General features: G+C 63.2%; 29 protein-coding genes. 15 read left to right on the top strand and 14 right to left on the bottom strand.

Going from position 1 to position 26,080, the window contains the following annotated elements:
- The first annotated feature begins 4 nt into the window (after positions 1-4).
- The gene (locus tag C5F53_RS08910) at positions 5-877 is read left to right on the top strand and encodes a ParA family protein (RefSeq protein ID WP_105261035.1); all 873 of its coding nucleotides are present in this window, start codon (positions 5-7) and stop codon (positions 875-877) included.
- 1 nt (position 878) lies between these two features.
- On the opposite strand, the gene C5F53_RS08905 is transcribed toward C5F53_RS08910, so the two are convergent.
- Positions 879-1,736: a SirB1 family protein gene (locus C5F53_RS08905; RefSeq protein ID WP_105261034.1), complete on the bottom strand. Its 858-nt coding sequence runs from the start codon at positions 1,734-1,736 to the stop codon at positions 879-881.
- A 14-nt stretch (positions 1,737-1,750) separates the two neighbouring features.
- Positions 1,751-3,316 carry a murein biosynthesis integral membrane protein MurJ gene (murJ, locus tag C5F53_RS08900; protein ID WP_105261033.1) on the bottom strand — a complete coding sequence of 522 codons (1,566 nt, stop codon included), beginning with the start codon at positions 3,314-3,316 and terminating at the stop codon, positions 1,751-1,753.
- A gap of 109 nt (positions 3,317-3,425) precedes the next feature.
- Between murJ and C5F53_RS08895 the strand changes: the two genes are divergently transcribed.
- Both C5F53_RS08895 and rpsT read left to right on the top strand, forming a co-directional pair.
- The gene (locus C5F53_RS08895) at positions 3,426-4,727 is read left to right on the top strand and encodes a diguanylate cyclase (RefSeq protein ID WP_105261032.1); all 1,302 of its coding nucleotides are present in this window, start codon (positions 3,426-3,428) and stop codon (positions 4,725-4,727) included.
- Positions 4,728-4,793: 66 nt separating this feature from the next.
- Positions 4,794-5,093 carry a 30S ribosomal protein S20 gene (rpsT, locus tag C5F53_RS08890; protein ID WP_105261031.1) on the top strand — a complete coding sequence of 100 codons (300 nt, stop codon included), beginning with the start codon at positions 4,794-4,796 and terminating at the stop codon, positions 5,091-5,093.
- 143 nt (positions 5,094-5,236) lie between these two features.
- Here the strand turns inward: rpsT and C5F53_RS08885 are convergent, their stop codons facing one another.
- Entirely contained in the window at positions 5,237-5,548 is a 312-nt protein-coding gene (locus C5F53_RS08885; RefSeq protein WP_105261030.1) for a DUF3579 domain-containing protein, read from the bottom strand.
- A gap of 243 nt (positions 5,549-5,791) precedes the next feature.
- Here C5F53_RS08885 and C5F53_RS08880 point away from each other — a divergent pair, with 243 nt between their 5' ends.
- Both C5F53_RS08880 and argF read left to right on the top strand, forming a co-directional pair.
- Positions 5,792-7,009: an aspartate aminotransferase family protein gene (locus tag C5F53_RS08880; protein WP_105261029.1), complete on the top strand. Its 1,218-nt coding sequence runs from the start codon at positions 5,792-5,794 to the stop codon at positions 7,007-7,009.
- Positions 7,006-7,968 carry an ornithine carbamoyltransferase gene (gene argF / locus C5F53_RS08875; protein WP_105261028.1) on the top strand — a complete coding sequence of 321 codons (963 nt, stop codon included), beginning with the start codon at positions 7,006-7,008 and terminating at the stop codon, positions 7,966-7,968. Before C5F53_RS08880 ends, argF begins: the two co-directional genes overlap by 4 nt.
- Positions 7,969-8,042: 74 nt before the next feature.
- On the opposite strand, the gene C5F53_RS08870 is transcribed toward argF, so the two are convergent.
- On the bottom strand, positions 8,043-8,534 hold the full coding sequence (locus tag C5F53_RS08870) for a hypothetical protein (protein ID WP_105261027.1): 492 nt from the start codon (positions 8,532-8,534) through the stop codon (positions 8,043-8,045).
- Positions 8,535-8,651: 117 nt separating this feature from the next.
- Between C5F53_RS08870 and kynU the strand changes: the two genes are divergently transcribed.
- A complete protein-coding gene (gene kynU / locus C5F53_RS08865) occupies positions 8,652-9,953 on the top strand; it encodes a kynureninase (RefSeq protein WP_105261026.1) in 1,302 nt (433 codons plus the stop codon).
- Between the two features lies 1 nt (position 9,954).
- Complete coding sequence (kynA, locus tag C5F53_RS08860) at positions 9,955-10,848, top strand: tryptophan 2,3-dioxygenase (protein WP_105261025.1); 894 nt, start codon at positions 9,955-9,957, stop codon at positions 10,846-10,848.
- Between the two features lie 72 nt (positions 10,849-10,920).
- Here kynA and C5F53_RS08855 read toward each other — a convergent pair whose 3' ends face one another.
- The 6 genes from C5F53_RS08855 to dctP form a co-directional block, all read right to left on the bottom strand.
- Complete coding sequence (locus C5F53_RS08855) at positions 10,921-11,367, bottom strand: nuclear transport factor 2 family protein (RefSeq protein ID WP_105261024.1); 447 nt, start codon at positions 11,365-11,367, stop codon at positions 10,921-10,923.
- Positions 11,364-12,089 carry an alpha/beta fold hydrolase gene (locus C5F53_RS08850; protein WP_105261023.1) on the bottom strand — a complete coding sequence of 242 codons (726 nt, stop codon included), beginning with the start codon at positions 12,087-12,089 and terminating at the stop codon, positions 11,364-11,366. The genes C5F53_RS08855 and C5F53_RS08850 overlap by 4 nt, the downstream gene beginning before the upstream one ends.
- 2 nt (positions 12,090-12,091) lie before the next feature.
- A complete protein-coding gene (locus C5F53_RS08845) occupies positions 12,092-13,264 on the bottom strand; it encodes an ABC transporter substrate-binding protein (protein ID WP_105261022.1) in 1,173 nt (390 codons plus the stop codon).
- Between the two features lie 98 nt (positions 13,265-13,362).
- On the bottom strand, positions 13,363-14,577 hold the full coding sequence (locus C5F53_RS08840; protein ID WP_105261021.1) for a LysR family transcriptional regulator: 1,215 nt from the start codon (positions 14,575-14,577) through the stop codon (positions 13,363-13,365).
- Positions 14,578-14,582: 5 nt separating this feature from the next.
- Complete coding sequence (locus C5F53_RS08835) at positions 14,583-15,413, bottom strand: phytanoyl-CoA dioxygenase family protein (protein WP_105261020.1); 831 nt, start codon at positions 15,411-15,413, stop codon at positions 14,583-14,585.
- 61 nt (positions 15,414-15,474) lie between these two features.
- A complete protein-coding gene (dctP, locus tag C5F53_RS08830; protein ID WP_105261019.1) occupies positions 15,475-16,566 on the bottom strand; it encodes a TRAP transporter substrate-binding protein DctP in 1,092 nt (363 codons plus the stop codon).
- A 205-nt stretch (positions 16,567-16,771) separates the two neighbouring features.
- Between dctP and C5F53_RS08825 the strand changes: the two genes are divergently transcribed.
- Both C5F53_RS08825 and C5F53_RS08820 read left to right on the top strand, forming a co-directional pair.
- Complete coding sequence (locus C5F53_RS08825) at positions 16,772-17,491, top strand: response regulator (RefSeq protein WP_105261018.1); 720 nt, start codon at positions 16,772-16,774, stop codon at positions 17,489-17,491.
- Positions 17,488-18,894 (top strand): HAMP domain-containing sensor histidine kinase, encoded by a 1,407-nt coding sequence (locus tag C5F53_RS08820; RefSeq protein ID WP_105261017.1) that lies wholly within the window; start codon positions 17,488-17,490, stop codon positions 18,892-18,894. The genes C5F53_RS08825 and C5F53_RS08820 overlap by 4 nt, the downstream gene beginning before the upstream one ends.
- 16 nt (positions 18,895-18,910) lie before the next feature.
- Here the strand turns inward: C5F53_RS08820 and C5F53_RS08815 are convergent, their stop codons facing one another.
- Entirely contained in the window at positions 18,911-19,189 is a 279-nt protein-coding gene (locus tag C5F53_RS08815) for a hypothetical protein (RefSeq protein ID WP_105261016.1), read from the bottom strand.
- Positions 19,190-19,222: 33 nt separating this feature from the next.
- Positions 19,223-19,726: a DinB family protein gene (locus tag C5F53_RS08810; protein ID WP_105261015.1), complete on the bottom strand. Its 504-nt coding sequence runs from the start codon at positions 19,724-19,726 to the stop codon at positions 19,223-19,225.
- A 117-nt stretch (positions 19,727-19,843) separates the two neighbouring features.
- On the opposite strand from C5F53_RS08810, the gene C5F53_RS08805 reads away from it, so the two are divergent.
- The 5 genes from C5F53_RS08805 to C5F53_RS08785 all read left to right on the top strand — a co-directional run bounded on the left by C5F53_RS08805 (position 19,844) and on the right by C5F53_RS08785 (position 22,787).
- Positions 19,844-20,320 (top strand): Rrf2 family transcriptional regulator, encoded by a 477-nt coding sequence (locus tag C5F53_RS08805; RefSeq protein ID WP_105261014.1) that lies wholly within the window; start codon positions 19,844-19,846, stop codon positions 20,318-20,320.
- Positions 20,317-21,213 (top strand): NAD(P)/FAD-dependent oxidoreductase, encoded by an 897-nt coding sequence (locus C5F53_RS08800; RefSeq protein WP_105261013.1) that lies wholly within the window; start codon positions 20,317-20,319, stop codon positions 21,211-21,213. Before C5F53_RS08805 ends, C5F53_RS08800 begins: the two co-directional genes overlap by 4 nt.
- A 584-nt stretch (positions 21,214-21,797) precedes the next feature.
- Positions 21,798-21,986 carry a hypothetical protein gene (locus tag C5F53_RS20330; RefSeq protein WP_201740826.1) on the top strand — a complete coding sequence of 63 codons (189 nt, stop codon included), beginning with the start codon at positions 21,798-21,800 and terminating at the stop codon, positions 21,984-21,986.
- A gap of 195 nt (positions 21,987-22,181) precedes the next feature.
- On the top strand, positions 22,182-22,463 hold the full coding sequence (locus tag C5F53_RS08790; protein ID WP_105261012.1) for a type II toxin-antitoxin system RelE/ParE family toxin: 282 nt from the start codon (positions 22,182-22,184) through the stop codon (positions 22,461-22,463).
- A 9-nt stretch (positions 22,464-22,472) separates the two neighbouring features.
- Entirely contained in the window at positions 22,473-22,787 is a 315-nt protein-coding gene (locus C5F53_RS08785) for a HigA family addiction module antitoxin (RefSeq protein ID WP_105261495.1), read from the top strand.
- Between the two features lie 137 nt (positions 22,788-22,924).
- Here the strand turns inward: C5F53_RS08785 and C5F53_RS08780 are convergent, their stop codons facing one another.
- A complete protein-coding gene (locus C5F53_RS08780; RefSeq protein WP_105261011.1) occupies positions 22,925-23,851 on the bottom strand; it encodes a LysR family transcriptional regulator in 927 nt (308 codons plus the stop codon).
- Between the two features lie 147 nt (positions 23,852-23,998).
- On the opposite strand from C5F53_RS08780, the gene C5F53_RS08775 reads away from it, so the two are divergent.
- A complete protein-coding gene (locus C5F53_RS08775; RefSeq protein ID WP_105261010.1) occupies positions 23,999-24,394 on the top strand; it encodes a RidA family protein in 396 nt (131 codons plus the stop codon).
- A gap of 17 nt (positions 24,395-24,411) precedes the next feature.
- Here the strand turns inward: C5F53_RS08775 and C5F53_RS08770 are convergent, their stop codons facing one another.
- Entirely contained in the window at positions 24,412-26,070 is a 1,659-nt protein-coding gene (locus C5F53_RS08770; protein WP_105261009.1) for a hypothetical protein, read from the bottom strand.
- Between the last annotated feature and the right edge of the window lie 10 nt (positions 26,071-26,080).

Raw genomic sequence — 26,080 nt, 5'->3', positions numbered from 1 at the left:
CAGCATGCCGGTTATCGCAATCGTCAACCGCAAGGGCGGAAGTGGAAAAAGCACCCTGGCTACGCACCTGGCCGCTTGGCTGGCGCAACTGGGTGTGGCCGTCATGCTGGGTGATGTGGACCGCCAGCAAAGCACCAAGGCTTGGCTCAAACGCCGCGCGCCGACCCTCCCCGCCATCTCCCCCTGGGCGCTGGACCAAAAAAACGTATTAAAGGCGCCTCCCGGTGTCACCCATGTGGTGCTGGACACCCCCGGCGGCATGCAGGGTTTTGAATTGGCGCGTGTGATCATGTCCGCCGACGCCGTGGTGGTGCCGGTGTGTAACTCCCTGTTCGACCGTGAATCGGCCGCCGCCTGCCTGGCCGAACTGTCCGCCCTGCCCCGCGTCGCCTCCGGGCGCTGCCAGCTGGGCGTGGTGGGCATGCGGCTGGACGCACGCACCAAAGGCGCCGAGACGCTGCGCCTGTGGGCCGAAGACCTGAAGTTCAATTTTTTGGGCGTGCTGCGCGAAACCCAAAGTTATGTGCGCGGCCTGGAAACCGGCGTCACTTTGTTCGACACGGCCAGCGCGGCCCAACAGGCCGACTTGGCCCAGTGGGAGCCCATCCTGCAATGGCTGCGCCCTATTGCACGACTGCAGCCCCCTGTGGTCGCCACGCCAGCACCGGCCAGCAAGCCCACGGCCCAGCCCAGCACCATCCAGGCATCCCGTGCCGCCAGCCTCATGCCCGCGCAAGAGTCTTTGGTGCACGGCAGCCGCCTGACGGTGTTTGCCCCGGGTATCAAAACCGAGTCCGACGCGGTGGTAGGGGTGGACCTGAACCGCGCCCTGCCGGGCCACGGCGGTGCGGTCCCGCAGTTTTTACTGCGTCACTAGGTCAGGGCTGGCGCAGCTGCCGGCGCAACACGTTCACCTGCTCGGCCACGGCATCCACGTCCACCACGTTTTCGGCGTGGACCAGGTAACACTCCAAGTCAGCCAGCGCCGCCGCCTGGTGCCCCAGAGAAGCGTGCACCAGCCCCCGGTCGCGGTACTCGGACCAGGACTCGGGCAACAAGACCACCAGGCGCTCCTGCACGGCTAGCAGACGGGGCCAGTCTTCCTGGGATTTGTAGATCTCTTTAAGGTTGCGCAGCATGCGCGCCAGGATCTCGCGCGGCGTGGCCGACTGCAGGTACAGGCCCAGCGGCGCTTCGAAGGCATCGACCAGCCCGCTGCGCTTGCGGTAGGGCTCCAGCATTTCGGACAGTTCTTCGCGGCTCAACGAGCGCCCGGTCAGGGGTTCGATGACCGCCTGGCCGATGGGCAACATGACCTTGACCAAAAAGTGACCTGGAAAACCCACCCCTGACACATCCAGCCCCAGGCCCTGGGCCAGCTCCATCCAGACCACGGCCAAAGAAATTGGAATGCCGCGCCGGGTGCGCAAGAGCACGCTGGGAAAGCTGTTGTCCGGGTCGTAGTAGTTGTTGAGGTTGCCACCAAACCCCAGGTCGTCATAAAAAAAACGGTTCAGCACGCGCAGGCGCTGGATCGGTGGGGCGTCGGCCGCCAGGCGACGTTTGACCCGGGCCAGCAGCTGGTCCACATCCCCGAGCACGGTTTGCACATCGGTGTCCGGGTACTCGTCCTGCGCCAGGCTCACGGCGGCTTCGAACAGGGCAAAGTCCCCATCGCTGCGCACCAGGGCGCCAAAGTAGTCCAGCGGGGTCGGAATGGCAAATTGCAGGGCCACGGCAACGTCTCCGTCTAGCGGCGCACAAACTGCCGCAGGTTCAGACCAGCGGCCCAGGCCGCCCCCAAGTACACCAGCATGGCACCACCCAGCAGCAGGGTCAACCAGCCAATGCGCAACAGGCTGTGGCTGCGCAGCGCCACCCAGTCCACCAGACCGGCAGCCCACAGCAGATAAATCACCAGCAGCGCACTGGCGGCCAGCACCTGCAGCACAAACCGCCCCCAGCCCGCCTGCGGCCGGTAGCTGCCTCGGCGCAGCAAGCCGATCAGCAACCACAAGGCATTGATCATGGCGCCCAGGCCAATGGACAGTGACAAACCCGCGTGTTTGAAGAGGGGCACCAGCGCAATATTGAGCAACTGGGTGACCACCAGCACCACCACGGCAATACGCACCGGCGTCTTGATGTCCTGGCTGGCGTAATACCCCGGGGCCAACACCTTGATGGCCACAATACCCACCAGCCCCACCCCCCAGCCCATCAGGGCCAGCGTGGTCTGCTGCACATCGTTGGCCGAGAACGCCCCGTAGTGGTAAAGCACCGCCACCAGCGGCTTGGCAAAGGCCAGCAGCCCAATGGCGCAGGGCACCGCCAACAGCACCACAATGCGCAGCCCCCAGTCCAGCAGGGCCGAGTATTTGTCGGCATCCCCCGTGGCTTTGGCACCGGCCAATTGCGGCATCAGCACCACGCCCAGGGCCACCCCCAGCATAGCGGTGGGAAATTCCATGAGCCGGTCGGCATAGGTCAGCCAACTCACACTACCCGTGGGCAGGTGCGAAGCAATCTGGGTATTGATGAGCAAGGAAATCTGCGCCACGCTCACGCCCAGCAGGGCTGGCAGCATGAGTTTGCCAATGCGGCGGGTTTCGGGGTCGGCCCATGCTTCACGCAAGGCGGGGCCCATCAGCCGCAGGCGCGGCAGCATGCCCAACTGCGCCAGCGCCGGAATTTGCACCGCCAGCTGCAACACTCCCCCCACCATCACCCCCCCCGCCATGGCGTAAATCGGTTCGATCCCCCGCGCCGCCAACCAGGGCACGCCCAGCCAGGCGGCGGTGATCATGGACATATTGAGCAGCACGGGCGTGGCGGCCGGCACCGCAAAGCGCTTCCAGGTATTCAAGATGCCGGACGACAGGGCCACCAAAGACATGAAACCGATGTAGGGAAACATGAACCGCGTCATTTGCACCGCGGCGTCGTAACCCGCCGGGTTCTGCTGCAAGCCGCTGGCCATGGCCCACACCAGCAACGGGGACAACACCACGCCCAGCACACAGGTCAGCACCAGCGCCAGCGCCAGCAGGCTGGCCACCCGGTCCACCAACAGCTTGGTGGACGCTTCGCCATGCTGGGCTTTGTTGGCGGCCAGGACCGGCACAAAGGCCTGGCTAAAGGCGCCCTCGGCAAACAGGCGGCGAAACAGGTTGGGGATGCGAAAGGCCACGTTAAAGGCATCGGTCATGGCGCTGGCGCCAAAGGCCGCCGCCATCAGCAGCTCTCGGGCCAGCCCGGTAATGCGGGAGGCCAATGTCCACAGGGACACGGTAGATACAGATTTGATCAAGCTCACCCGCCGAAGTGTAGCCGCGGCTCCCCGAGCATTCCGTGCGCCTGCACTTTGCCCCAAGGCGTTTCATATGTTTGAATAGACGTCTATCCGTACCAGCAGGCCCAGACCGATGACTTCCTTATTGCGACACGCCGATCGCTCCGTCCCTGGTGCATCTCAACGCGCAGCCTCCCGCTCCGTGCTGATCGTGGAAGACCAGCGGGCCTTGTCGGAAATGCTGGCCAGCATGCTGCAAGCCCGGTGGGGCTACACCGCACGGATCGCTGCCACGATGGCGGAAGCCCGCCAACTCCTGGACACCCGGGGCGACGAGTTTTTTGCCGCCGTCTGCGATGTCAACCTGCCCGATGCACCATATGGTGAAGTCATCGACCTGGTGGCCAAGCACCACATCCCCGCCATTGCGCTGACCGGAACCATCAGCAACGACATCCGCGACATGATGACGCAAGGCCACATCGTGGACTACGTGCTGAAAAAAGGCATGCCATCGTATGAGTATGTCGTGCAGTGGGTGGGCCGGCTGCACCGCAACAGCGGCATCAAGGTGCTGGTGGCGGACGACTCACCGTCCTCGCTGGAGGTGATACGCCATATGCTGGGCATGCAAGGCCTGCAAATTCAGGTGGCCCACAACGGCCAGGAAGCGCTGGCGGTACTGGCGGCACAACCCGACATCAAACTCGTGCTGGTGGACTACAACATGCCGCTGGTAGATGGCTACGAGTTTGTGATGGAAGCCCGGCGCATGATGGGCAAGGAGCGTTTGGCCATCATCGGTATATCTGGAGACAACCGGGCCGACATCTCGGCCCAGTTCCTCAAGCACGGGGCCAACGACTTCATCTCCAAGCCCTACTCTTTTGAGGAAATGACCTGCCGGGTCAACCAGAACCTGGAAATGCTGGAGCTGCTGGACAGCCTGAACAAGCTGGCCAGCAAGGACCACCTGACGGGGCTGCACAACCGGCGCTACTTTTTTGAGCAGGGACAGGCCCAATTCCAGAGCGCCTGCAAAAACGCACTCCCCGTGGCAGCCGCCATGCTGGACATCGACCACTTCAAATCGATTAATGACCGTTTTGGCCACGCCTTTGGCGACCAAGTCATCCAGCAGGTAGCGCAAAGCCTGGAAAAACACTTCCCCGACATGCTGATCGCACGCATCGGCGGAGAAGAGTTCGCCATCCTGGCCACGGGTGATGCGGTGTTGGACATCCGTACCCGACTGGAAAACTTCAGGGCGCGCTTGCCCATCAATACCGGAGCCCTGGCCCCCGCCTTCATCGCCACCACCGCCAGTATCGGCGTGCACACCCAAAGCGACACCGACCTGAACGCCCTGCTACAGGCTGCCGACCAACGGCTTTACGAGGCCAAAGCGAATGGGCGAAACCGCCTAGAAGGCTGATTCAGGGCCCCGGTGTATAATCTTTGGCTTTGCTGACAACATCCTCAGACACAAGGAATATTTACTATGGCATCTGGAAAACCCAAGAAAAAGAACCCGCGCCTGGCGTCGGGCCGTAAACGCGTCCGCCAGGACGTCAAAATCAACGCAGCGAACACTTCCCTGCGCTCCAAATACCGCACTGCGGTGAAGAACGTGGAAAAAGCAGTTCTGGCTGGTGACAAGACCAAAGCCGGTGAACTGTTTGCCAAGATGCAAGCCGTGGTGGACACCGTGGCCGACAAGGGCATCTTCCACAAGAACAAAGCAGCCCGCGACAAGAGTCGTTTGGCTACCAAGGTGAAAGCCTTGGCACTCGCCGCCTAACTCGTTAGGCAATCGCACGAATCCTGCCCGTCAGGATTCGCCGTTTGTAGTGGGTGCGCTGTCAGCAAAGCAAAAAAGCCGTTCATTTGAACGGCTTTTTTGTTTCCGGGTCCCGCGTGTGGGTTGCGCCGGGGGCGGTCGTATCAACACGGTGGAATTTCGGGACGGGTTTCGCTGACCTGCAATTCGTTGTCGCGCGCAAAGTTCAGGCAAAAGTCCCAGGCCATCACGTCGTAGTCACGCAGGTCGCTGTGAACTATGACACATTTGGTCTGCCCGAACGAGGTGGGCACACACCAAGGAGAGTAACCCAGATGGCTGCCCGGCTGCGGGCCGCCGGGGCGAAACTGGCTCATCACCCCAGCCAGTCGCTCTGCCCAATCGCTGGGGCGAAACGTCTTGCCTTGCAAGGTCAATCCCAGGATGTAGAGTTCTTTGGAAGGAGTGGAAGCCATCGGTTACAGGGTTAGGGCGGCAGGGTCCGCGCAGGGTCTTGATGCTGTGCTGCGCCGCACAAGAATTCTACCCGCTCCGCTGTCGTCCAGATGACAAAGCAGCTATGCCGGCGTGCATCACTGTGATGTGCATTTGTCACCAAACGGCCACTGGGCATGCGCCTAAAATCAGGCTTCAACGGCCCAACCTGCCTTTGTTCAAGTTGGGCCGCCTTGTTTTGTAGCCAACCCCGGAGTTATTGCATGACCGCCGCCACCGTTACCACGCCGTCTTCGCCCCACGTGATGAACACCTATGGCCGCCTGCCCATCGCCCTGAGCCATGGCCAAGGCTGCCGCGTGTGGGACGTGAATGGCCGCGAATACCTGGACGCGCTGGGCGGCATTGCCGTCAACACCCTGGGCCACAATCACCCCCAACTGGTGCCCGCGCTGCAAGACCAGTTGACCAAGCTGATCCACACCTCCAACTACTACCACATCCCCCTGCAAGAAGAGCTGGCCAAGCTGCTGGTCGAACGCTCGGGCATGACGAATGTGTTCTTCTGCTCAACCGGCCTGGAGGCTAACGAAGCCGCGCTCAAGCTGGCACGCAAGTTCGGCCACGACAAGGGTATTGAGCGCCCCGAGGTAGTGGTGTACGAGAAGGCCTTCCACGGCCGCAGCATTGCCACCCTGAGCGCCACCGGCAACCCCAAGGTGCAAGCCGGCTTTGGCCCACTGGTGGAAGGCTTCATCCGCGTACCCGTCAACAACATTGACGCACTGAAGGCCGCAACCGAAGGCAACCCCAATGTGGTGGCCGTGTTCTTTGAAGCCATCCAGGGCGAAGGCGGCGTGAACCCCATGCACATGGACTACCTGCGCGACGTGCGTGCCTTGTGTGACCAGCGCGACTGGCTCTTGATGATTGACGAAGTGCAGTGCGGCATGGGCCGCACCGGCAAGTGGTTTGCCCACCAGTGGGCTGGCATTAAGCCCGACGTGATGCCATTGGCCAAGGGCCTGGGCTCTGGCGTGCCAGTGGGCGCGGTGGTGGTGGGTCCCAAGGCCGCCACCATCTTCCAACCCGGCAACCACGGTTCCACCTTTGGCGGCAACCCGCTGGCCATGCGCGCCGGGGTCGAAACCATCCGCATCATGGAAGCCGAAGGCCTGCTGGCGAATGCGGAGAAGGTGGGCAACTACCTGAAGGCCAGTTTGGAAAAAGCTTTGCACGCCGAGATTGCTAACGGCGGCGTGAAAGAAGTGCGCGGCCAGGGCCTGATGCTGGGCATTGACCTGGCCAAGCCTTGCGGTGCGCTGGTGCAACGCGCCCTTGATGCCGGCCTGCTGATCAGTGTCACCGCGGACACCGTGGTGCGCTTGGTGCCTCCGCTGATCCTGACCACGGCAGACGTCGACGAGATTGTTGCCATCCTGGCCCCGCTGATCTCGGCCCTGCTGAAGGAGGCCGCATGAACCCCGTAGTACCCAGCACCCTGCCCCAGGGAGCGCCGCCCGTGCGGCACTACCTGCAGTTTGACGACTTCACGACCGAGGAATACCGCTACCTGCTGGAGCGCACGGCGTTTATCAAAGCCAAGTTCAAACGGTTTGAGCGCCACCACCCGCTGGCAGACCGCACGCTGGCCATGATTTTTGAAAAAGCCTCAACCCGCACGCGGGTGAGCTTTGAGGCCGGCATGTACCAGCTGGGCGGCAGCGTGGTGCACCTGACCACGGGTGACAGCCAGCTGGGCCGCGCCGAGCCGATTGAGGACAGCGCCAAGGTCATCAGCCGCATGACCGACATCGTGATGATCCGCACCTACGAGCAGACCAAGCTGGAGGCCTTTGCCGCCAACTCGCGCGTGCCCGTCATCAACGGCCTGACCAACGAGTTCCACCCCTGCCAAATTTTGGCCGACATCTTCACCTACATCGAGCACCGTGGCCCCATCGAAGGCAAAACGGTGACCTGGGTGGGCGACGGCAACAACATGGCCAACACCTGGCTGCAGGCAGCCGCCATTCTGGGCTTCCACCTGCGCGTGAGCACCCCCAGTGGTTACGAGGTGAATGAAAAATTGGCCGCCAGCGCCGGTGGAATGGGCGCGGGCAGCTATAAAACTTATAGTGACCCGCTGGAAGCCTGCCGCGGTGCCGACCTCATCACCACCGATGTGTGGACCAGCATGGGCTACGAGGCCGAGAACGAAGTGCGCCGCAAGGCCTTTGCCGCCTGGTGTGTGGACCGCAAAATGATGGCCGTGGCCGCACCCAATGCGCTGTTCATGCACTGCCTGCCCGCCCACCGTGGCGAAGAGGTGGAAGCCGAAGTGATCGACGGGCCGCAAAGCGTGGTCTGGGATGAGGCCGAAAACCGCATGCACGTGCAGAAGGCGCTCATGGAGTACCTGCTGCTAGGCAAACTCTGAAACCCTGAGACACCCAGCCCCTCGCAGCAAGCACGGCTTGCACGCAGGGGTCCGTGTGTCTGATTGATGCTGCCTTAACGCATCAGGTCTTCAATCGCATCCACCACCATGCTGGTACCGATGGCGATCATCAAAATGTCATTCGCTACGCGCACATATTTGTAACCTGCAGGTGGCAGACCGATCTTCACGGTCACCGCCCGGGGCACGGGGTAAAAGACCACGTCCCGTGGCAAGGGCTGGCCTTTGGCCCACTTCTTGGCCTGGCCCGGGGGCATACAACCATTGTTCTTTTTGGCCAGGCCGGGCGGGCAGTGGCCCTTGGCTTTTTGCTTGCCGTAGTAGTCATGTGCGGCATGGCGCTGGTCATCGCCAAAGTAGCCGCCCACGCGGATTTCTACTGCCGCGCCCTGCTCCTGCCGGTGTTCTTCTTCACCTTGTTTGTTTTTTCCTTTGCCAGCCCACTCGGGCTTGGCCGCTTGGGCGGCGGCGGCCAGCACAACGCCGGTGAACAGCAGCGCAGTAGCGCGGGCCAAAGATGTGAGGGATTGAGAGGGACGGTGCATAACGACTCCTTGTATTTCTGCTTGGAAAGCCCGATTGTGAACCTGTTGGAAATAACCGACACCACGCTTTGAAACCAGGTGTTACCTTTGCGCCGCTTTACGAATTTGAGGACCGACATGAGCACTTCCACCACCACTTTGCAAGACTGCCAGGCGCTGGACGCCGCCGATACGCTGCGCCCGCTGCGCGAGCTGTTTGACATCCCCGCCGGCGTGATTTACCTGGACGGCAACTCCCTGGGCGTGATGCCCAAAACCGCCGCCGCACGCGCCGCCGAAGTGGTCACCCAGGAATGGGGCCAGGGCCTGATCCGCTCCTGGAACACGGCCGGCTGGTTCAGCCTGCCACAGCGCCTGGGCAACCGCATTGCCCCACTGATTGGCGCCGATACCGACGAAGTGGTGGCCACCGACACCACCTCCATCAACCTGTTCAAGGTGCTGTCCGCCGCGCTGTCTATTGCCGCGCAGGACGCGCCCCAGCGCAAACTCATCGTGAGCGAGCGCAGCAACTTCCCCACCGACCTCTACATCGCCGAAGGCCTGTGCAAGGAACGCGGCTACACGCTCAAGCTGGTGGAGCCCGAAGAGATTGCCAGCGCACTCACGGCCGACGTGGCCGTACTGATGCTCACCCATGTGAACTACCGCACCGGTGCCATGCACGACATGACCGCGGTGACGGCCGCGGCCCATGCGGCAGGCGCGCTGGTGGTGTGGGACCTCGCGCACAGCGCGGGTGCCGTGCCTGTGACGCTCAAGGCGTCCAACGCCGACTTCTCGATTGGCTGCGGCTACAAGTACCTGAACGGTGGCCCCGGCGCGCCGGCCTTTGTGTGGGTACACCCCAAACATGCGGACCGCTTCTGGCAGCCGCTGTCGGGCTGGTGGGGCCACGCGGCTCCATTCGCTTTCACACCCGAGTACCAACCCGCCCCCGGCATCACCCGCTACCTGTGCGGCACGCAGCCCATCGTCAGCATGTCGCTGCTGGGCTGCGGTTTGGAAGGCTTTGAAGCCGCCGACAAGCTGGGCGGCATGGCCGCGCTGCGCACCAAGTCGCTGGCGCTGACCGACGTGTATATCCAACTGGTGGAAGAACGCTGCCAGGGCTACGGCCTGGGCCTGGCGACCCCACGCGCCCACGCGCAACGCGGCTCGCAAGTCTGCCTGACGCGTGAGCATGCGGTGGGTGGCTCGGGTGCCTTTGCCATCGTGCAGGCGCTGATTGCGCGCGGCGTGATTGGTGACTTCCGCGCGGGTGACGACGGCATCCACAAAGACATCCTGCGCTTTGGCTTCACGCCGCTCTACATCGGGTTTGAAGATGTGTGGAATGCGGTAGAGCAACTGCGCCAGGTGCTCGAAACCGAAGAATGGAAGCGCCCCGAATTCAACCAAAAACACGCGGTGACCTGAGATGAGCGAGCCCACCTCTGGCTGCCCCATGCACGGGGCCGCAGCCCACCCGGCATCATCCGCGGGCGAGTCCATCGTGGCCGACGAAAAGGCCCAGCTCGACTTCAGCCAAAGCATGAGCTATGGCGACTACCTGCAGATCGACACCATCCTGTCGGCGCAGAAGCCGCTCTCGCCCACGCACGACGAGCTGCTGTTCATCATCCAGCACCAGACCAGCGAGCTGTGGATGAAACTCATGCTGCACGAGCTGACGGCCGCCATTGCGCACATTGCGCAGGACGACTTGCCACCCGCCTTCAAGATGCTGGCACGTGTGAGCAAGATCATGGAGCAGCTGGTGCACGCCTGGGACGTGCTGGCCACCATGACGCCGCCCGAATACAGCGCCATGCGGCCCTACCTGGGTGCAAGCAGCGGCTTCCAGAGTTTTCAGTACCGCTGCATCGAGTTCTCGCTGGGCAACAAAAACGCCGCCATGCTCAAACCCCACGCCCATGCGCCCGAGCGCCTGGCGCTGGTGCAGGCTGCGTACGCAGCGCCCTCGCTGTACGACGAAGCCTTGAAACTCATAGCCCGCCGCGGCATAACCGTGCCGGCCAGCCACATGCAGCGCGACTGGACCCAGCCCTATGTGGCCGACGCGGGTGTGGAAGCCGCCTGGTTGCAGGTGTACCGCGCGCCGCGCGAACACTGGGACCTGTACCAGCTGGCCGAAGAACTGACCGATCTGGAAGACGCCTTCCGCCTCTGGCGCTTCCGCCACGTCACCACCGTGGAGCGCGTGATCGGTTTCAAGCGCGGCACCGGCGGCACCGGCGGCGTGAGCTACCTGCGCAAGATGCTGGACGTGGTGCTGTTCCCCGAGATCTGGACGTTGCGCACGTCCTTGTAGGGAGAAATTATTGGTCAAATTGACTGCTATCCCCCGTGGAATATGCGCGAGCAGCTACTGAATCAATAGCAACTACGGCGCGCTTCCACGGTACAAAATGAACTGCGCGTGGCGGCTGCGGATGCGCCAGCCTTCGGGGGTGTGCTCCAACTGGTCCACGAACTCACCCACCTGGCTGACCACGTCGGCCGGGCGGCCCTGCGGGGTGGATGGGCTGCTGTGGCGGCCGGTCCAGAACAGAACTTTGCTGCGGGCGTGGGCCCGCCCTTGCACCACATCCACAGTCACTTGTTGGTTGCACACCAAGTGCTGGGTCAGCCGGTCCGGGTCGCGGTTGGCGTAGGCCTGGGCAATGGCCGCACGGCCTTGCAACACGCTACCATCTGGCCGCACCAACGTGCCCTCGGGCACAAACAGCGCGGCAAAGCCTTGCGCATCCCCACCGTCCACCGCGTCGGCGCCCTGCAGCACCAGGGCGCGGCACGCGGCCTCTGCGGCCAAAGTCTCCAGCGTGCTCATGTCGCCGTATCAACCAACCAGCGCAACAAACTTTGCGCCACCGCCAGCGGCCGCTCCATAGGCGCCATGTGGCCCGCATGGCCAATCACGTCCAGCACGGCATGCCGCGCCAGTGTTTGCATGTCTGCATGTTGCGCGGGCGGCGACCAGCTGTCTTGCGCGCCACACTGCAGCAGGGTGGGCACGGCCAGCGTACGCAGCACGTCGCTGGCATCGGGCCGCGCCAGCAGGGCCTCGATCTGCGCAGCAAACACGTCGGCGCTCTTGCGCGCAAACATGGCCACAACTGCTTCAATCAGCGCCACGTCCTGCAAGCGGTCGGGGTGCACCATGCCCTGCACCCAGGTCTGGGCCATGGCACGCACACCTTGGGTGCGCGCCACCTCCAGCAGGGCATGGCGTTTGGCTGCCTCTTGCGCACCGGCCTCACCCGCTGCGCGCGGCAGGTGGCCCGTATCCATCAGCGCCACGCCGGTCACGCGCTGCGGCGCCTGGCGCAGCACCTCCATGGCCACACGCCCGCCCATGGAGTGGCCAGCCAGTGCAAACCGCTCGGCCGGCGCCTGCTGCAGCACCAGCGTGGCCATGGCGCCCAGGCTGTTGGCCATGCCGTAGTCGGCCACCCACGGCGTGGTGCCTGCAGGCAGGTGCGGGTACAGTGGCTCCCACACACCGGCGTCGCACATCAGGCCGGGCAGCAAAACGAGTGTCGACGCGCCCATGTTTATTTGCCCGCCTTGGCCGGGTCTTTGACGGCGGTGAAGGTTTGCACCTCGGTGTTCCAGAGCTGGCCACCCACCTTCTCCACCTTACGCACATAAATGTTGTGCACCACGTCACGCGTCTGTGGGTCGATGGTGACCGGGCCGCGCGGGCTCTCAAAACTCTGGCCTTTCATGGCCTGCAGCAGTGCTTCGCCCGTGCCACCTTGCGTGGCCTTGGCAGCCTCATAAATCACGCGCATGCCGTCATAGGCGCCCACCGCCATGAAGTTGGGGCGCAGGCCACCATTGGCCTTGCCAAAGGCTTCGACAAACTTTTTGTTAAGCGCCGAGTTGTGCGCGGCCGAGTAGTGGTGCGCGGTCACCACACCCAGCGCCACCTCACCCATGCCATCCAGAATGTCGTCGTCCGTCACGCTGCCCTCGGCAATCACGCGGATGCCGGCCTTGTCCATGCCGCGCTCGGCAAACTGCTTCATCAGCGCCGTGCCCACGCCGGCGGGCACAAAGGTGAACAGCGCGTCGGGCTTGGCGTCACGCACCTTTTGCAAAAACGGCGCAAAGTCCGGGCTGCGCAGCGGTACCCGCAGCGACTCCACCACCACCCCGCCCTGCGCCACAAAACGCTGGTTGAACCAGGTCTCGGAGTCCACTCCCGGGGCGTAGTCGGTCACCAGCGTTACCACCTTGCGGATGTCGTTTTTGATGGCCCAGTCCGCCAGGATGGTCACCACCTGCGGCACCGTAAAGCTGCTGCGCACGATGTAGGGCGAGGCCTCGGTAATGCTGGAGGTGGCCGCCGCCATCACCACCATGGGGGTTTTGGATTGGGTGGCAATGGTGGCACTGGCCATGGCCAGCGGCGTGAGGCCAAAACCGGCCAGCACGTTCACTTTGTCGTTCACCACCAGCTCCTGTGCCAGGCGCTTGCTAACGTCGGCCACACCGGTGTCGTCTTTCACAATCAGCTGCACTTTTTTGCCTCCCACGGTGTCTCCGTTCTGGGCGATGTAGAGGCGCGCCGCACTCTCCAGCTGTTTGCCGGTGGACGCAAACGGCCCGGTCAGCGGCAGCAGCAGGCCAATCTTGAAGGTGGTGTCTTGCGCCCAGGCCAGCCCTAAGCTGGCGGCCAGCGCGGTGACCGCAGCGGTGCGAATGAAGTTACGTTTTTGCATGGGCTTGTCTCCGGTTTTTAGGGTCCGGCGCCAGTGTGCAATTCCCGCGCAACAGCGTCCAATGCAAAGGCCTGCTGACCTATGCAATCTGCTTATGTCTACCGGCCACCATCAAGTGCCAACCCCACCTGCCGCAAGATGCCCTGCCACTGTGCTGCGGCTGGTGTGGGCAAATAGCTGGTGCGCCACATGGCGCCAATCTGCCGCGGCGCGTGTTGCACCGGCAAGGGCAGCTCCACCAGCAGGCCCGCCGCCATTTCGCGCGCCACCTGGCGGGGCGACATCAGGGCCAGGCGGTCGCTGTCTTGCAGCATGGCCTGCATCATCAGCGCGCTGTTGGCACGCACCTGCCCGGCCGGTGCTGGCAGGCCCGCGGCCTGCAGCATCTGTGCAAATGCCTTTTCGGCCGGGGTGTTGGGCATGGGCATGACCCACTGCGCCGTACGCAGGGCCGCCCAGCCCAGGCGGCGGCGCTGCGCCAGCGGGTGGCCGGCACGCGCCACCACGGCCAGCCGGTCTTCAAACAGCACCTCCTGGCTCAGGTCTGCCGACGGTGGTGTGTTGCGCAAGGCCCCCACGATGCAGTCCAGCTCCGCATGGCGCAGCTGCGCCACCAGCGCATCAAAAGTGCCGTCGATCAGCACCAGCTGCACACCGGGCTGCTGCGCCAGCAACTGCTCCACTGCAGGCGCAAGCAGCACGGTGGTGGAAAACGGCAGCGTGCCAATCACCAGCCGCCCCTGCAGCGCCGCACCGGGCTCTGGCCATTCGTCCACCGCTTGGCGCAGCTCGGCCTGCGCCAGCTTGCTGGCCAGCAACAGGCCCTCACCCGCCTCGTCCAGCCGCAGGCCGCTGCGTGCGCGAATAAACAGCGACGCCGCCGCCATGTGCTCCAGCTGCTGCAGGCTTTGGTGCACGGCCGGCTGGCTCACACCCAGCTGCTGCGCTGCACGCCCTTCGCTGCCCGTGTCCACCAGCGCCTGCAGCACCTGCAGGTGGCGCGCAGCCACGCCCAGCGCCAGCGGGCTGTGGTGCCAGACCGCCGCACTGCGCGTGCGATGCCGGTCCGCATCGGCCAGCAACTGCAAGGCCCGCGTGGCCCGCAGCGCCAGTTGGCGGCCACGCGGCGTGGGCTGCATGCCGCGCCCACCGCGTTCAAACATGGGGCTGCCCAGCGCAGCCTCCAGCTGCTGCACCGCGCGGACGACGGAGGACTGCGCCACATGCAATAGCGTGGCCGCCCGCTGGCTGCTGCCAGCCTGCGCCACGGCGGCCAGGGCGCGCAGCAAACGCACGTGCGGCAGCAGCTCCATGCGGCCTACCGCCAGTTCAGCAAGGGGAATAACGCGTCGTCCATCACTGCACCATCGGGCAGGCGGTCTGCCAGGCCGGGGAACGGCGGCGAGGTGCGCCAGCTGCGCACCGCGTGGCGCGCGTCGTCGCCCAGGTAGCGGGCCGAGAACACGCGCCGCCGCGTGCCCGGCCCCACGCCACTGCTGGCGTGCAAAGTGAGCATGTGGAAGGCCACGGCATCGCCCGGCTGCAGCGCCCAGCCCAGTTGTTCAAATTGGTCCGGTTGCGCGTCAATCTGCGGCAGCTCGGCCAGCGCGCCTTCGGGGAACCACTTGGCCTGCTGGTCGCGAAAGGTGCGTGGCATGTACCAGGTGCCCGCGTGCGAGCCGGCCACAAAACGCAGCGTGCTTTCCAGCGGCACCGGGTCCACGGGTATCCAGAAGCTCACGTTTTGCCGGCCACTCACGTTGTAGTAGGGCTGGTCTTGGTGCCAGGGCGTGGGTTGGCGCGTGCCGGGCTCTTTCACCAGCAGGTGGTCGTGGTAAATGCGCACGGTGTCGCTCTGCATCAGCTGCGCGGCCACGCGGGGCAAGGCGCTGTGCTGCATCACATCGGAATAGTCGGGGTTGTGTTGCCAAGTGCAAAAGTCTTCGACAAACCTGCCCGGGTCATCGGCCTGGCTGGCCACCAGGGCCAGCGGGCTCAGGTGGGCCAGGTTGTGTTCGATGCCGCGCGCAAGCTGGGCCACTTCATTCGGACTGAGCACACCGCGCAGCACCACAGCGCCCTGGCGCGCGTAGTCTTGCACGGTGGCGGGGGGCAAGGTGTAGCTGCTGCGTGTCGAGGTAGTAGCCATAAAAACGGATAGATCAACGATGCTGGAAGTCTATCCGCCAGCCTTGAGAAAGGCGCCTCGTCTAGCGCAAGGATGCTTCCAGGATCGTGGAGACTTGTTGGAGCACGGCCGTAGCGTTGCCCACGCCTTGCGTCTGTTGCTTGGCCGCCCAGGCATCCTGAATCTGCCGGTACTGCGTCATGGTTTGCCAGGTCTGTGCCTCGGCCAGGCTCAGCGTGCGCACCTTGGCACCCGCTTTTTGCAGATCATCGATCTGTGTGTTGAAGCTCTCGTCCATCACACGGCCCAAGGTGCGGTAAGACCGCTCGGCGGCACGTCGAATCGCATCTTTGTCCTCCACAGCCAAGCCCTCCCACACGCTCTTCTTCATGGCGACCAAGTACAGGTGCCCCAACCACAGGTCTTTGGAGACCAGCACATTGGGTGCCATCTCATGGGCCTTGAGCATGTAGCCGCTGTCCACGTTGACCATCAGGCCGTCCAGCGTTTTGTTCTTCAGCGCGGCGGCAACTTCCGGGCCCCAATGCATGGTGACCGGCGTGGCCCCGGCATTGCGCAAAAAGTCCAGATGCCAAAAGCTGGCCGACCGCCATTTGTTGCCCGCCACGTCCTTCACATCTGCAATCGGGGTGGTGCTGTAAAACGCTACGGGGTAACCCGTGCCGAAGTACAGGCTCACCAAATCATTCTTGGCCAGCTCATCGTTAAACGCAGGTACCTCCTGGTACACACGGCGGAAAAACTGAACCTGCTTGTCACCCGTGGGCCCCACCGGAAAACTCTTGAAAAGTTGGTGCAACGGCAGCTCTTTGGCCGTGTACTCGGGCACCACCGTGGCCATGTCTACGGTGGGCAATTTGCCAGCGCTACCCAGTGCTTCATACGGCCCTGCCAGTTCGCCATTCCAGTGGTCTTCCACTTTCAGTCGCCCTTTTGATTCCTGCTCAATCGCAGGGAAAAACACCTCCTTGAGAAAACGGGTGCGCATGCCACCCAAAGGCTCGTGGTCGCTGAAGCGCAGGACCGTGGGCGAGGCAGTTTGTGCGATGGCAAGACCGCTGACCAACGTCATAGACATCAGGGCCGCAACGGCTTTGAACAGGGTGCGCCGATAGGGCTGCTGCAGCTTGCTGTGGATGGGAGATTTCGTCATGTTTTTTCCTCTGGTGAATACGGTGTGGTTGCCAATAGAAACCGAGGTTAACGAACACTTGTCGCCAAAGTGTGCCGAGAAAATCCGCAGCTGTACTAATTTGTATCAAGCGCCAAATGGGTGCCATAAACCGGCATCGCGCCGCTATAGTTTCCTGGCTACCCCGCTGAATCAGCCGCTCGCCAGCTCCAACAAAAACACACCCATGACCCAAGAGTCACATGTCATCGTCGTGGATGACCACCACGACATCCGTGACCTGCTCTGCCAATACCTGTCGCAGCATTTCCTGCGCGTCAGTGCGGTGGAGAGCGCCGCCGCATTGCGCAGCCTCATGGCGCGCGAGAAGGTGGATGTGATCGTGCTGGACATCATGATGCCCGGCGAAGATGGCCTCTCCGCCTGCCGCCAGATCCGCCTGACCAGCCAGGTGCCCATCATCTTCTTGACCGCGCTGGCCGACGATGCGGACAAGGTGGTGGGCTTGGAACTGGGTGCAGACGACTACCTGGTGAAACCCTTCAACCCACGCGAGCTGCTGGCCCGCATCCGCACCATCCTGCGGCGCAGCGCTGGTGCCCCCGTGTTGCCCGACAAACCCGCGAGCCAGGTGCTGGGCTTCCACGGCTGGCGCCTGAACCTGCCCCAGCGGGAGCTGCAAAGCCAAGACGGTGTGGGTGTCGCGCTGAGTACGGCAGAGTTCCGCCTGCTAAAGGTGTTTCTGGAGCATCCACACACGGTGCTCTCACGCGACCAGCTGCTGGACTTGACCAGTGGCCGCACCACCAGCCCGCTGGACCGCACCATCGACAACCAGATCAGCCGGTTGCGCAAGAAGATCGAACCCGATCCCAAGGCCCCCACCATCATCCAGACGCACTGGGGCGGCGGGTACAGCCTGTGTGTGGACGTGGAGGCGCTATGAGGCGCTGGTGGCAACGCAGTCTTGCGGGGCGGTTTGTGGCCCTCATTCTGCTGGCGCTGCTGGTTGGGCAGGGCATTGCGTTTCTCATCTCCTCGGTGCAGCGCGAAGCGGCCATCCGCCAAACCGTGCAGGCGGATTTCATCAACCGCAGCACGGCGCTGTCCAAGGTGCTGGGCACGGTGCCACGCGAGGTACGTCAAACGGTGCTCATCGCCAGCTCCACCGGCTACGCGCGTTTCTGGCTGTCTGATGAAGCCTCCACCCGCGATCCGCAGGTGTGGTTTGGCATGGCCCGGTCATACCTGGACCAATCGGTGCAAGAGCTGATCCGTACCCAAACGCAGGCCGACCGCTCCATCAGCCCTGCAGCAATACCCACAGGTGCCGCGCCCCCCGCTGACGTCACCGCCTGGCAAACCTTCACCGCTGATTCCGGTCTGGCCAGCGCGCGTTTTGTGTACTTCTCGGGCCACGAAGGTATGGGCATCGTGGGGCAGCTGGACGATGGAACCTGGCTAAACGCCGCGTACCACAAGCCCACCCCGGTGAGCCTGTGGAGTTCGCAGTCGCTGCTGTCGGTGGGCATTACCGCGGCCGTGTTGTGCCTGATTGGTGTACTGGTGGCTCGGCAGATTGCGCGCCCGCTGCAGCAACTCACCGCCTCTGCGGAGGCGCTGGGCCGCGGTGAATCCGCCCCACTGGAGCCACCCAGTGGCCCGGACGATGTGCGCCAACTGTATGAATCCTTTAACCGCATGCAGCTGCGCTTGCACCGCTTCATCGTGGACCGCACGCGCATGCTGGCCGCTATCGGCCACGACCTGCGGACACCGCTGACCACCCTGCGCCTGCGCGCCGAGTTCATTCCCGATGCCGAACTCCAAGCCCGAATTCTGGACACCGTGGCCGAGATGCAGGCCATCACCGAGGCAACGCTGTCATTTGCCAAACACGAAGGGGCTGAGGAAGAAACCCGGGTTGTGGACATCACCGCCCTGCTGGGCAGCCTGTGTGACGATCTGGCCGAGCTAGGGCTGGCCGTGGAGTTTCTGGAGAGCGAACGCATCGACTACCGCTGCCGGCCCAACAGCCTGCGCCGCGCCATTCGCAACCTGATCGAAAACGCCGTGCGTTATGGCGGCTCGGCGACCGTGAGGCTGCAGGAGCTACCGGGTTCGCTGGACATTGCGATCCAAGACCCAGGCCCCGGCATCCCGCCCGAAGAAATGGAGCGGGTGTTTGAACCCTTCTACCGGTTAGAGCACTCCAGAAGCCGGGACACCGGCGGGGTGGGCTTGGGTTTGTCCATCGCGCGAGCCGTAGCCCGACAGCATGGCGGCGACGTTACCTTGGCATCCTTAAACCCCGGCTTGCAAGCCGTGGTGTCTTTGCCCCATGGCTAGGTGTAACTACTGCGCCCTACTCCGCCCCACCCTGCGCCAGCGCCTGCTGCATGCCAGGGGCGTAGTCGGTGCTGATCCACTGGGCAATCACCTCGGGCGTCAGGCTGTCGGGGTGGCCAGCCTCTTCGCTCACGCGGGCCACTTCTTCGGCACCGGTGAGCGTGCCCACAAACATCTGCAGCACGGCTTGCAAGCCACCCTGCGCCAGCGCGGCGTCGCCCAGTTGTTTGAGTGCCTCCCAGGCTTGGGCTTCGGAGGTGGCGCTGTTGGAAACGAAAGGTGTGTTGTTTGGCATAAATGGAAGCATCTATCAAAAGAAATGAAAACATCAGCCCTGCCGTCTGGCAGGTTCACGCTGGTGCAAAAACTTGGTCAGCAGATCACGCGGTGGCGTGACGCTGATGCCCTTGAGCACCTGGCCCACATTGCCGCGGTGGTAGGCCCCGTGGGTGAGCACATGGAACAGCATCTCCTCCCGCGTCATGCGCCCGGCGTCGCCATCGGTGAACTGGAACGTCAGGCTCTCCGTCAGCGCGCTGGCGTCCAGCCCGGCCAGGTGGGCCTCAAACCACAGGTCCGTCTCGGCCGCCGCAAAGTGCAGCTCGCCCAGTTCGGGCGTCTCTACCGTGTTGCTCTGCGTGTAACCATGGGGCTCGCCCAACAGGTGCGCGCGAAAGATGCGGTCCACCACATAGATGTGGTTGAGCGTGCGGATGGCCGTGTGCAGCGGCTCGGCGTGCTGGGCCGGGTCCACCGTGGCCATGCAGTCGTACAGCTCGGCATTGGCCCAGGTCTTTTGGGCATACAGGGTTTTCAGCATCGCAAGGGACATGACAGGCTCCGGGTGGGTGGCTGCGGGGTGTCTGCCTATTATCGAGCGGCGCCAGCAACCAGCCCGCCAAAATCCTTGCACCTAGCAAGGTTTACATCATGAAACTATATTTGTTGCATGAAACAAAACAGCCAACTGTCCGACGTATTGCACGTGTTGCTGCACATGGCCGAGGGCGAAGGCCCTGCCACCTCCGAGGCGCTGGCCGCCGCCATGCAGACCAACCCCGTGGTGCTGCGCCGCCTGATGGGCGGCCTGCGCGACGCAGGGTTTGTGGTGTCGGCCAAGGGCCACGGCGGCGGCTGGCTGCTGTCGTGCGATATGGACCGCATCACCCTGGGCGACGTGTACCAGGCGCTGGGCGCGCCGCCACTGGTGTCGCTGGGCTTTCGCGAAGACCGGCCCACTTGCCTGGTGGCCCAGGCCGTGAACGACGCCCTGGCCGGCGCCGCGCAAGAGGCCGAGGCCCTGCTGCTCAAACGCTTTGGCGCCGTCACCCTGGCCACGCTGTCTGCCGACTTTCACCGCCGCATGGTGCGGCACCAAGCCGCAGGCCACGCAACACACCACCATCTGAAGGAACACACCACGTGAAACACATCGACTTTGCCGTCATCGGCGGCAGCTACGCCGGCCTGTCTGCCGCCCTGCAACTTGCCCGCGCGCGCCGCCAGGTGCTGGTGGTAGACGCAGGCCAGCGCCGCAACCGCTTTGTGGACGCCGCGGGCGAAACATCACACGGATTCCTGACGCAAGACGGCCGCCCACCAGCTGAGATAGCCGCCGACGCCCGCGAGCAGCTCATGAACTACCCCAACGTGGAATGGCAACACGGCACCGCAGAAGACGCGCGTGTGGCAACTGATGGGCGGCTGGAGTTCCGCGTGGGCACGGAGGCCATCAGCGCCCACCGCCTCATCCTGGCCACCGGAGTGCGCGACGAGCTGCCCCCTGTGCCCGGTCTGGCCGAGCGCTGGGGCCGCAGCATCTTCCACTGCCCGTATTGCCACGGCTACGAGATGAACGCGGGCCCCATCGGCATCATCGCCGCGTCGCCCCTGGCGCTGCACCACGCCCTCATGCTGCCGGACTGGGGCAGCCCCACCCTGTTTCTGAACGGCGCCTACACACCCAGCGACGAAGACTTGGCCGCCATCGCCCGCCGCGGCACGCAGGTGGAGCCCGTGTTGATTGAACGCATAGACGGCCACGCCGACGTGGTGCTGCAAGACGGCCGGACCGTCCGCTTGAACGGCCTGTTCACCCAGCCACGCACGCTGATCAGCAGCCCCGTGGCCGAGCAGCTGGGCTGCGCGCTGGAAGACGGCCCCATGGGCTTGTTCATAAAGGTGGATGACTTCAAGGCCACCAGCGTGCCCAATGTCTTTGCGTGTGGGGATGCAGCGCGCGCGGCGGGGAATGTGACGCTAGCCGTGTCGGATGGGGCGATGGCGGGGTTTGGGGCGCATCGGGGGTCGATGGTTTGAGGAGATACCGACGCTACTTATCACATCAGGATTGCCGCATTGTCAAAAGTCATGTCCAAGACTATCGGCGAGCTCTTTACCCCCATTTTTTCTGATGCAACTTTGACCTCTGCAAGATTGAGTGCACTGTCCTTCGACTCAAAAAAATCTTCGGCTAAACCAAGTCATCGCAATGTGTTCAAGCTTTGGTATCAGGGGTGCTATCACTATGCTTTGTGGTGTTGCGCCCATCTTGGAATGACCGCCCCACTACTCCAGCAACATTCTCAACATGGCCTGCTGCGCGTCCAAAGGAATGAGCGGCATCAAGGGCTACGTTGCCCGAGTCACGACCAAGCCGACTCGCTTTGCGACCGAGCCTATACGCAGTATTCGGATTAACTAGAGCGCGCCAAAGGCGGCGTAGAAAGACTATGGCTAGAACAATGAAGGCTGCAACGCCTGCGTATGCAACGATTTTTTCAATTTCCATTGAACCTTCCTCTCCTTTTCTTGAATCTTGCAGCGCATAGCGTACCTTAGACCGCAATGGCTGCGGACAAATTTACCTGTATGGAGAGGGGTTTCAGCCGCCCTCCGCCCGCGTGGCCTACCGCTGCCTGGACTGGTCCGAACGCCGCGACCACATGGCAGGCAAGCTGCCCAAAGCCCTGCTAACCCACTACCTGCAACACGGCTGGCTGCGCCGCCACGAGGGCGAGCGCGCGCTGGAGGTCACGCCGCTGGGGCGCAGGCACTTGGCGGGGCTGCTGCCTTCGGTCAACGGGCTTTAAATAACGGGGCGGGTTCGCTGGCGTTTAGGCATCAATTGGCCTCTAGCCCCTTTGGAATATGCGCAAGCAGCTTCTGTTTTGATAGCAAATTGAGGCAACCAGAGCATCCAGTCCCGCGGCTTCAGATCGGCCAGCGTTGCATTTGACGCTACGGCAGCAGCTTGCAAAGCGTAGCGCTATGCGATACACTCACCCATGATCAAGTCATTCCGGCACAAGGGGCTGAAAGCCTTTTTTGAGAAGGGAAGCATGGCGGGCATTCAAGCGGTCCATGCGCCACGGCTGGCTGCCATGTTGCGCCGCTTGAACGAAGCCACCAATGCCCAGGGCATGAACCTGCCAGGCTGGGGATTGCACCCCCTGAAGGGGCGCGAACTCAAAGGCCATTTTTCGGTGTGGGTGAACGGAAATTGGCGAATGACCTTCACCTTTGAAGGCACGGATGCCGTGCTGGTGGACTATCAGGACTATCACTAGGAGATGGATATGGCGCGTATGTTTAACCCCCCTCACCCCGGCTTGACGCTGCGTGACGACGTGCTGCCCGCGTTGGGGCTGAATGTGACCGACGCGGCCAAGCAATTGGACGTTTCACGGGTGGCCCTGTCGCGTGTGTTGAATGGTCGTGCGGCTATTTCGCCTGAAATGGCCCTGCGCATTGAGGCGTGGCTGGGCGTGGAACGCGGTGGCGAAGCGCGCCTGTGGCTGGCAGAGCAAAGCGCCTACGACGTATGGCAAGCAAAGCTGCGGTTTGAGGCGTCACCCATGCACGTGCAGCCTGCGCCCGCAGTCACTGCGTAACGCAGTTGCTTCGCCAGAAGTTTATGAGTCAAACATGCCTCTAGCCCTTGTAGATATTGCGCGAGCAGCTACTGAATAGATAGCAAATATCTCGGCTATTTGGGGCAGCGCATATGGCGCAAACCCACGGACTCTCTTCACACACCTGATCTGACAGCGATGGACGCGTGCTCGGCCATCACCTCCACAACCCAGTTGATAAAGACCCGCAACTTGACGCTCACATGGCGGTTGGGGTGGAAGGCCAGGTACAGGGGCATGGGGTCTAGCGCCCAGTCTGTAAACAAGGGCACAAGTTCGCCACGCGCCAGGTGGGGCTTGGCCATGTAGTGCGGCAGCCAGAGCACTCCCACGCCCGCCAAGCCAGCGGCAAGGTAGGCGTTGCCGTCGTCCACGGCCAGGGCGTGTTTGCCTTTGACTTCGATGCGTTCATCGCCCTGGCGCAGGGTGCTGGGCAAGAGCTTGCCGGTGCGTGACGACAAAAAGCCAACGATGCGGTGCGGGTCTGCTTCCAGATCCAAAGGGTGCTGGGGTTGGCCGAACCTTTGCAGGTAGCTGGGCGCCGCATACACACCAAGCTGCAGGTCGCCCACATGGCGCGCGATGAGCGAGGGTTGGGTGACTTCGCCACCGCGGATCACGCAGTCCACGTTGTCGCCAATCAGGTCGACCATGCGGTCGCTCACGCCCATCTCGATCTGCAGGTCCGGGTAACGGGCGTGGAATGCCGGGAAAGCGGGAACCAACAACATGCGGGCCAGCGGACTCGGCACGTCCACCCGCAGCCGCCCCCGGGGCGCTGCGGTGGCGCTGGACAGGCTGGTCTCGGCGTCGTCCAGGTTCACCAGCAGGCGCACGGCCCGCTCGTAGTAGGCCGCGCCATCGGCGGTGACGTGGACCTGCCGCGTGGTGCGGTTGAGCAGCTTGACGCGCAGCCGTGCCTCCAACTGCTGCACCAGCTGTGTCACCGTGGTTTTGCTCATGTGCAGGGTGAGCGCGGCCTTGGTAAAGCTGCCCGTCTCCACCACGCGCACAAAGGCTTGCATTGCATCAAAACGGTCCATATCGGCCTCACCTTACCCCGTTGATTGTTTGGAAATTGCAAACAGTGATTGTGCGACTTGCTGGTTTATACCGGGGCCACGGCCGCCTAAATTCAGGGCGAGCCAATTGGCTTTTCTCTACACACCCACCATCGAACGAGGTATTCCATGTCAGTCCGCAATGTTGTTTTCCCCGCTGGGCGCCAGGCGCTTTATGAGCAGAACCGCTACTCGCCCGCCATCCAATCCAATGGCTTTTTGTTTGTTTCAGGCCAGGTGGGCAGCAGGCCCGACGGCTCGCCCGAACCGGATGTGACCCAACAGGTGCGCCTGGCGTTTGAGAACCTCAACGCCATCCTGGCGGCTGCGGGCTGCACCTTCGACGATGTGATTGATGTCACGGTATTTATCGTGGACCCGGAGCAACACCTGGAGACCATCTGGCCGGTGATCCATGAGTTTTGGGGCCCAGCGCCGCACCCGACGCTAACGGGTGTTGGCGTGACTTGGCTCTATGGTTTTCAGTTCGAGATCAAGGTGATTGCCAAGCTGCCAGAGGCTTAGGCGCACCAGCACCGCCCTCAATCCCGATCGCGCTCACGGGCCCAGATGGCGGCGAAGGCTTTGATCTTGGTCCAGGTGCCTACGCGTTCTTCGGAGATCACGTCCAGAAAATCAGACAGGCGCTTGGACTTGGCAATGGTGTAGACCGTGAGTGTGATGGTGACCCCAAACACCAGGGCAAACACCAGCACCTTGTGCGACAAGGGGGCGTCGGCCTCGGCCAGCAGATTCATGCCCAAGAAGCCGGTGGTGATGGTGCCGATCAAGCCCAGGATGGTGACCACGGTAAGGCGCACCACAGTGTTGGCCTGGCGGCGCAGGCTGTCTGCTTCCAGGTAGTTGTTCATGTCGGCGATGCGCTCTTTGACTTCGGCATACAGCGGGTCCAGCCCCAGGTGCTGCGCACACTTGGCAAACAGCGCGCGGGTTTGGGCCTGTTCCGAGATTTCATGAAACCAGTAGCGGTGGGTAAAGCGCAAAAAGCTGGCAAAGCTGCTGCGGATGCTGCGCTTGAACACGCGCACGCTGGCGGGGTCGCTGATGTTGAGGTTGCGCAGTGTTTCGGCCAGCCGGTCTGAAAACATCAGCAACGCGGCTTTCTGAAAATGTGCAATCAAAAACAGCAGAAAGTGCTGGTGCCTGAACTGTGCCAACACGCCCCGGTCGCGGCACGCAAAAAAGTGGCTGTTGGCATCGCCCACCACGACCAGCGAATGGCCGGTGCAGAGGTAGCGGGTGTGGGGCGCGGCACCTCCGGGCGTCCAAAACCGGTCGTAGCAGTACCGGTCTTCAAAGTCGCTCAGGTGGTCGTCGGCGAAGGGAAGCGGGGCTTCGCCATCGGCACGGCCCGCGCCGGTGACCAAGCCGAGCCGGACGAAATCGCTGCGGCTCAGGGTCTGGGGGTCGTCCACAGCCAGGTAGCCCAGCAGGGGCATGCGGTAGTACTCGATCTGCCGGTAGCGCAGTGCGCCCTCTTGCTCCGAATGGTCGCTCACCAGCGGCTGCAACAGCCAGTCCCAATGGGCGGCAATGCGGGGGGCGCGGTGGCGGGCCACATGCGCCATGAACAGGTCACGCTCGCCCGCGTTGGATTGCGCCAGCACCTGCCCCTGCGCGCCCAGCCACTCGGCTTGGTGCAGGCAGTGCTGGGCCTGTCCCTGCGCATCCCAACCCGAGGGGTAGCCACGGCCAAAGCGGTAGAGCAACTCCTGCGCCTGCGCCAGCGGCAAGTGGTCGCAGGCCACCTCGACGTTGAGCAGCACCAGGTCCAGGTCCAAAAAGAAATACAGGTCGACATGCACCACATTCAGGGTGATGGCTTCCTCGAAGGGGCGCAAAACGACACGCACCGCGCTGACATCGTGGCGGCGGAACACCCGCATGGGCGAGCCGTGCACCTGCCCGCCGCCCTTGGCATGGCCTTCGCCATACAGAAAGCGCTGCACGTAGGGCAAGAAGGTGACGAACTCGTTGTAATGCCGCTCGTGAAAGTTGCAGGCATCGCCGGTGTATTCGTCCACCACTTCGCGCCAGGGGGTTGCTTCGCCCATGGCGGACAAGATTTCCCAGGGCTTGGCGTGCTGCGCCTCCGCCCCCCGCACCGGCATCAGCCGCAGGGGCCAAAGCAGGATTTGTCCGAAATGGCGTACGCCGTGGGGAGCTTCAGGCTGGTGCATGCCGGCCAGT

The organism is Rhodoferax sp. TS-BS-61-7, from assembly GCF_002943465.1.
GTDB lineage: Bacteria > Pseudomonadota > Gammaproteobacteria > Burkholderiales > Burkholderiaceae_C > Allorhodoferax.
This window is presented reverse-complemented; position numbering and strand designations above follow the sequence as displayed.

Excerpts from the sequence above, each read along its gene's own strand:
- dctP (WP_105261019.1), bottom strand. The coding sequence starts at position 16,566 with ATGACGAAATCTCCCATCCACAGCAAGCTGCAGCAGCCCTATCGGCGC.
- C5F53_RS08885 (WP_105261030.1), bottom strand. The coding sequence starts at position 5,548 with ATGGCTTCCACTCCTTCCAAAGAACTCTACATCCTGGGATTGACCTTG.
- C5F53_RS08880 (WP_105261029.1), top strand. The coding sequence starts at position 5,792 with ATGACCGCCGCCACCGTTACCACGCCGTCTTCGCCCCACGTGATGAAC.
- C5F53_RS08910 (WP_105261035.1), top strand. The coding sequence starts at position 5 with ATGCCGGTTATCGCAATCGTCAACCGCAAGGGCGGAAGTGGAAAAAGC.
- C5F53_RS08820 (WP_105261017.1), top strand. The coding sequence starts at position 17,488 with ATGAGGCGCTGGTGGCAACGCAGTCTTGCGGGGCGGTTTGTGGCCCTC.
- C5F53_RS08845 (WP_105261022.1), bottom strand. The coding sequence starts at position 13,264 with ATGCAAAAACGTAACTTCATTCGCACCGCTGCGGTCACCGCGCTGGCC.
- C5F53_RS08850 (WP_105261023.1), bottom strand. The coding sequence starts at position 12,089 with ATGGGCGCGTCGACACTCGTTTTGCTGCCCGGCCTGATGTGCGACGCC.
- C5F53_RS08810 (WP_105261015.1), bottom strand. The coding sequence starts at position 19,726 with ATGTCCCTTGCGATGCTGAAAACCCTGTATGCCCAAAAGACCTGGGCC.
- C5F53_RS08775 (WP_105261010.1), top strand. The coding sequence starts at position 23,999 with ATGTCAGTCCGCAATGTTGTTTTCCCCGCTGGGCGCCAGGCGCTTTAT.
- C5F53_RS08780 (WP_105261011.1), bottom strand. The coding sequence starts at position 23,851 with ATGGACCGTTTTGATGCAATGCAAGCCTTTGTGCGCGTGGTGGAGACG.
- C5F53_RS08790 (WP_105261012.1), top strand. The coding sequence starts at position 22,182 with ATGATCAAGTCATTCCGGCACAAGGGGCTGAAAGCCTTTTTTGAGAAG.
- kynA (WP_105261025.1), top strand. The coding sequence starts at position 9,955 with ATGAGCGAGCCCACCTCTGGCTGCCCCATGCACGGGGCCGCAGCCCAC.
- rpsT (WP_105261031.1), top strand. The coding sequence starts at position 4,794 with ATGGCATCTGGAAAACCCAAGAAAAAGAACCCGCGCCTGGCGTCGGGC.
- C5F53_RS08835 (WP_105261020.1), bottom strand. The coding sequence starts at position 15,413 with ATGGCTACTACCTCGACACGCAGCAGCTACACCTTGCCCCCCGCCACC.
- C5F53_RS08770 (WP_105261009.1), bottom strand. The coding sequence starts at position 26,070 with ATGCACCAGCCTGAAGCTCCCCACGGCGTACGCCATTTCGGACAAATC.
- C5F53_RS08855 (WP_105261024.1), bottom strand. The coding sequence starts at position 11,367 with ATGAGCACGCTGGAGACTTTGGCCGCAGAGGCCGCGTGCCGCGCCCTG.
- C5F53_RS08785 (WP_105261495.1), top strand. The coding sequence starts at position 22,473 with ATGGCGCGTATGTTTAACCCCCCTCACCCCGGCTTGACGCTGCGTGAC.
- C5F53_RS08895 (WP_105261032.1), top strand. The coding sequence starts at position 3,426 with ATGACTTCCTTATTGCGACACGCCGATCGCTCCGTCCCTGGTGCATCT.
- C5F53_RS08805 (WP_105261014.1), top strand. The coding sequence starts at position 19,844 with ATGAAACAAAACAGCCAACTGTCCGACGTATTGCACGTGTTGCTGCAC.
- C5F53_RS08870 (WP_105261027.1), bottom strand. The coding sequence starts at position 8,534 with ATGCACCGTCCCTCTCAATCCCTCACATCTTTGGCCCGCGCTACTGCG.
- C5F53_RS08840 (WP_105261021.1), bottom strand. The coding sequence starts at position 14,577 with ATGGAGCTGCTGCCGCACGTGCGTTTGCTGCGCGCCCTGGCCGCCGTG.
- C5F53_RS08815 (WP_105261016.1), bottom strand. The coding sequence starts at position 19,189 with ATGCCAAACAACACACCTTTCGTTTCCAACAGCGCCACCTCCGAAGCC.
- argF (WP_105261028.1), top strand. The coding sequence starts at position 7,006 with ATGAACCCCGTAGTACCCAGCACCCTGCCCCAGGGAGCGCCGCCCGTG.
- kynU (WP_105261026.1), top strand. The coding sequence starts at position 8,652 with ATGAGCACTTCCACCACCACTTTGCAAGACTGCCAGGCGCTGGACGCC.
- C5F53_RS08825 (WP_105261018.1), top strand. The coding sequence starts at position 16,772 with ATGACCCAAGAGTCACATGTCATCGTCGTGGATGACCACCACGACATC.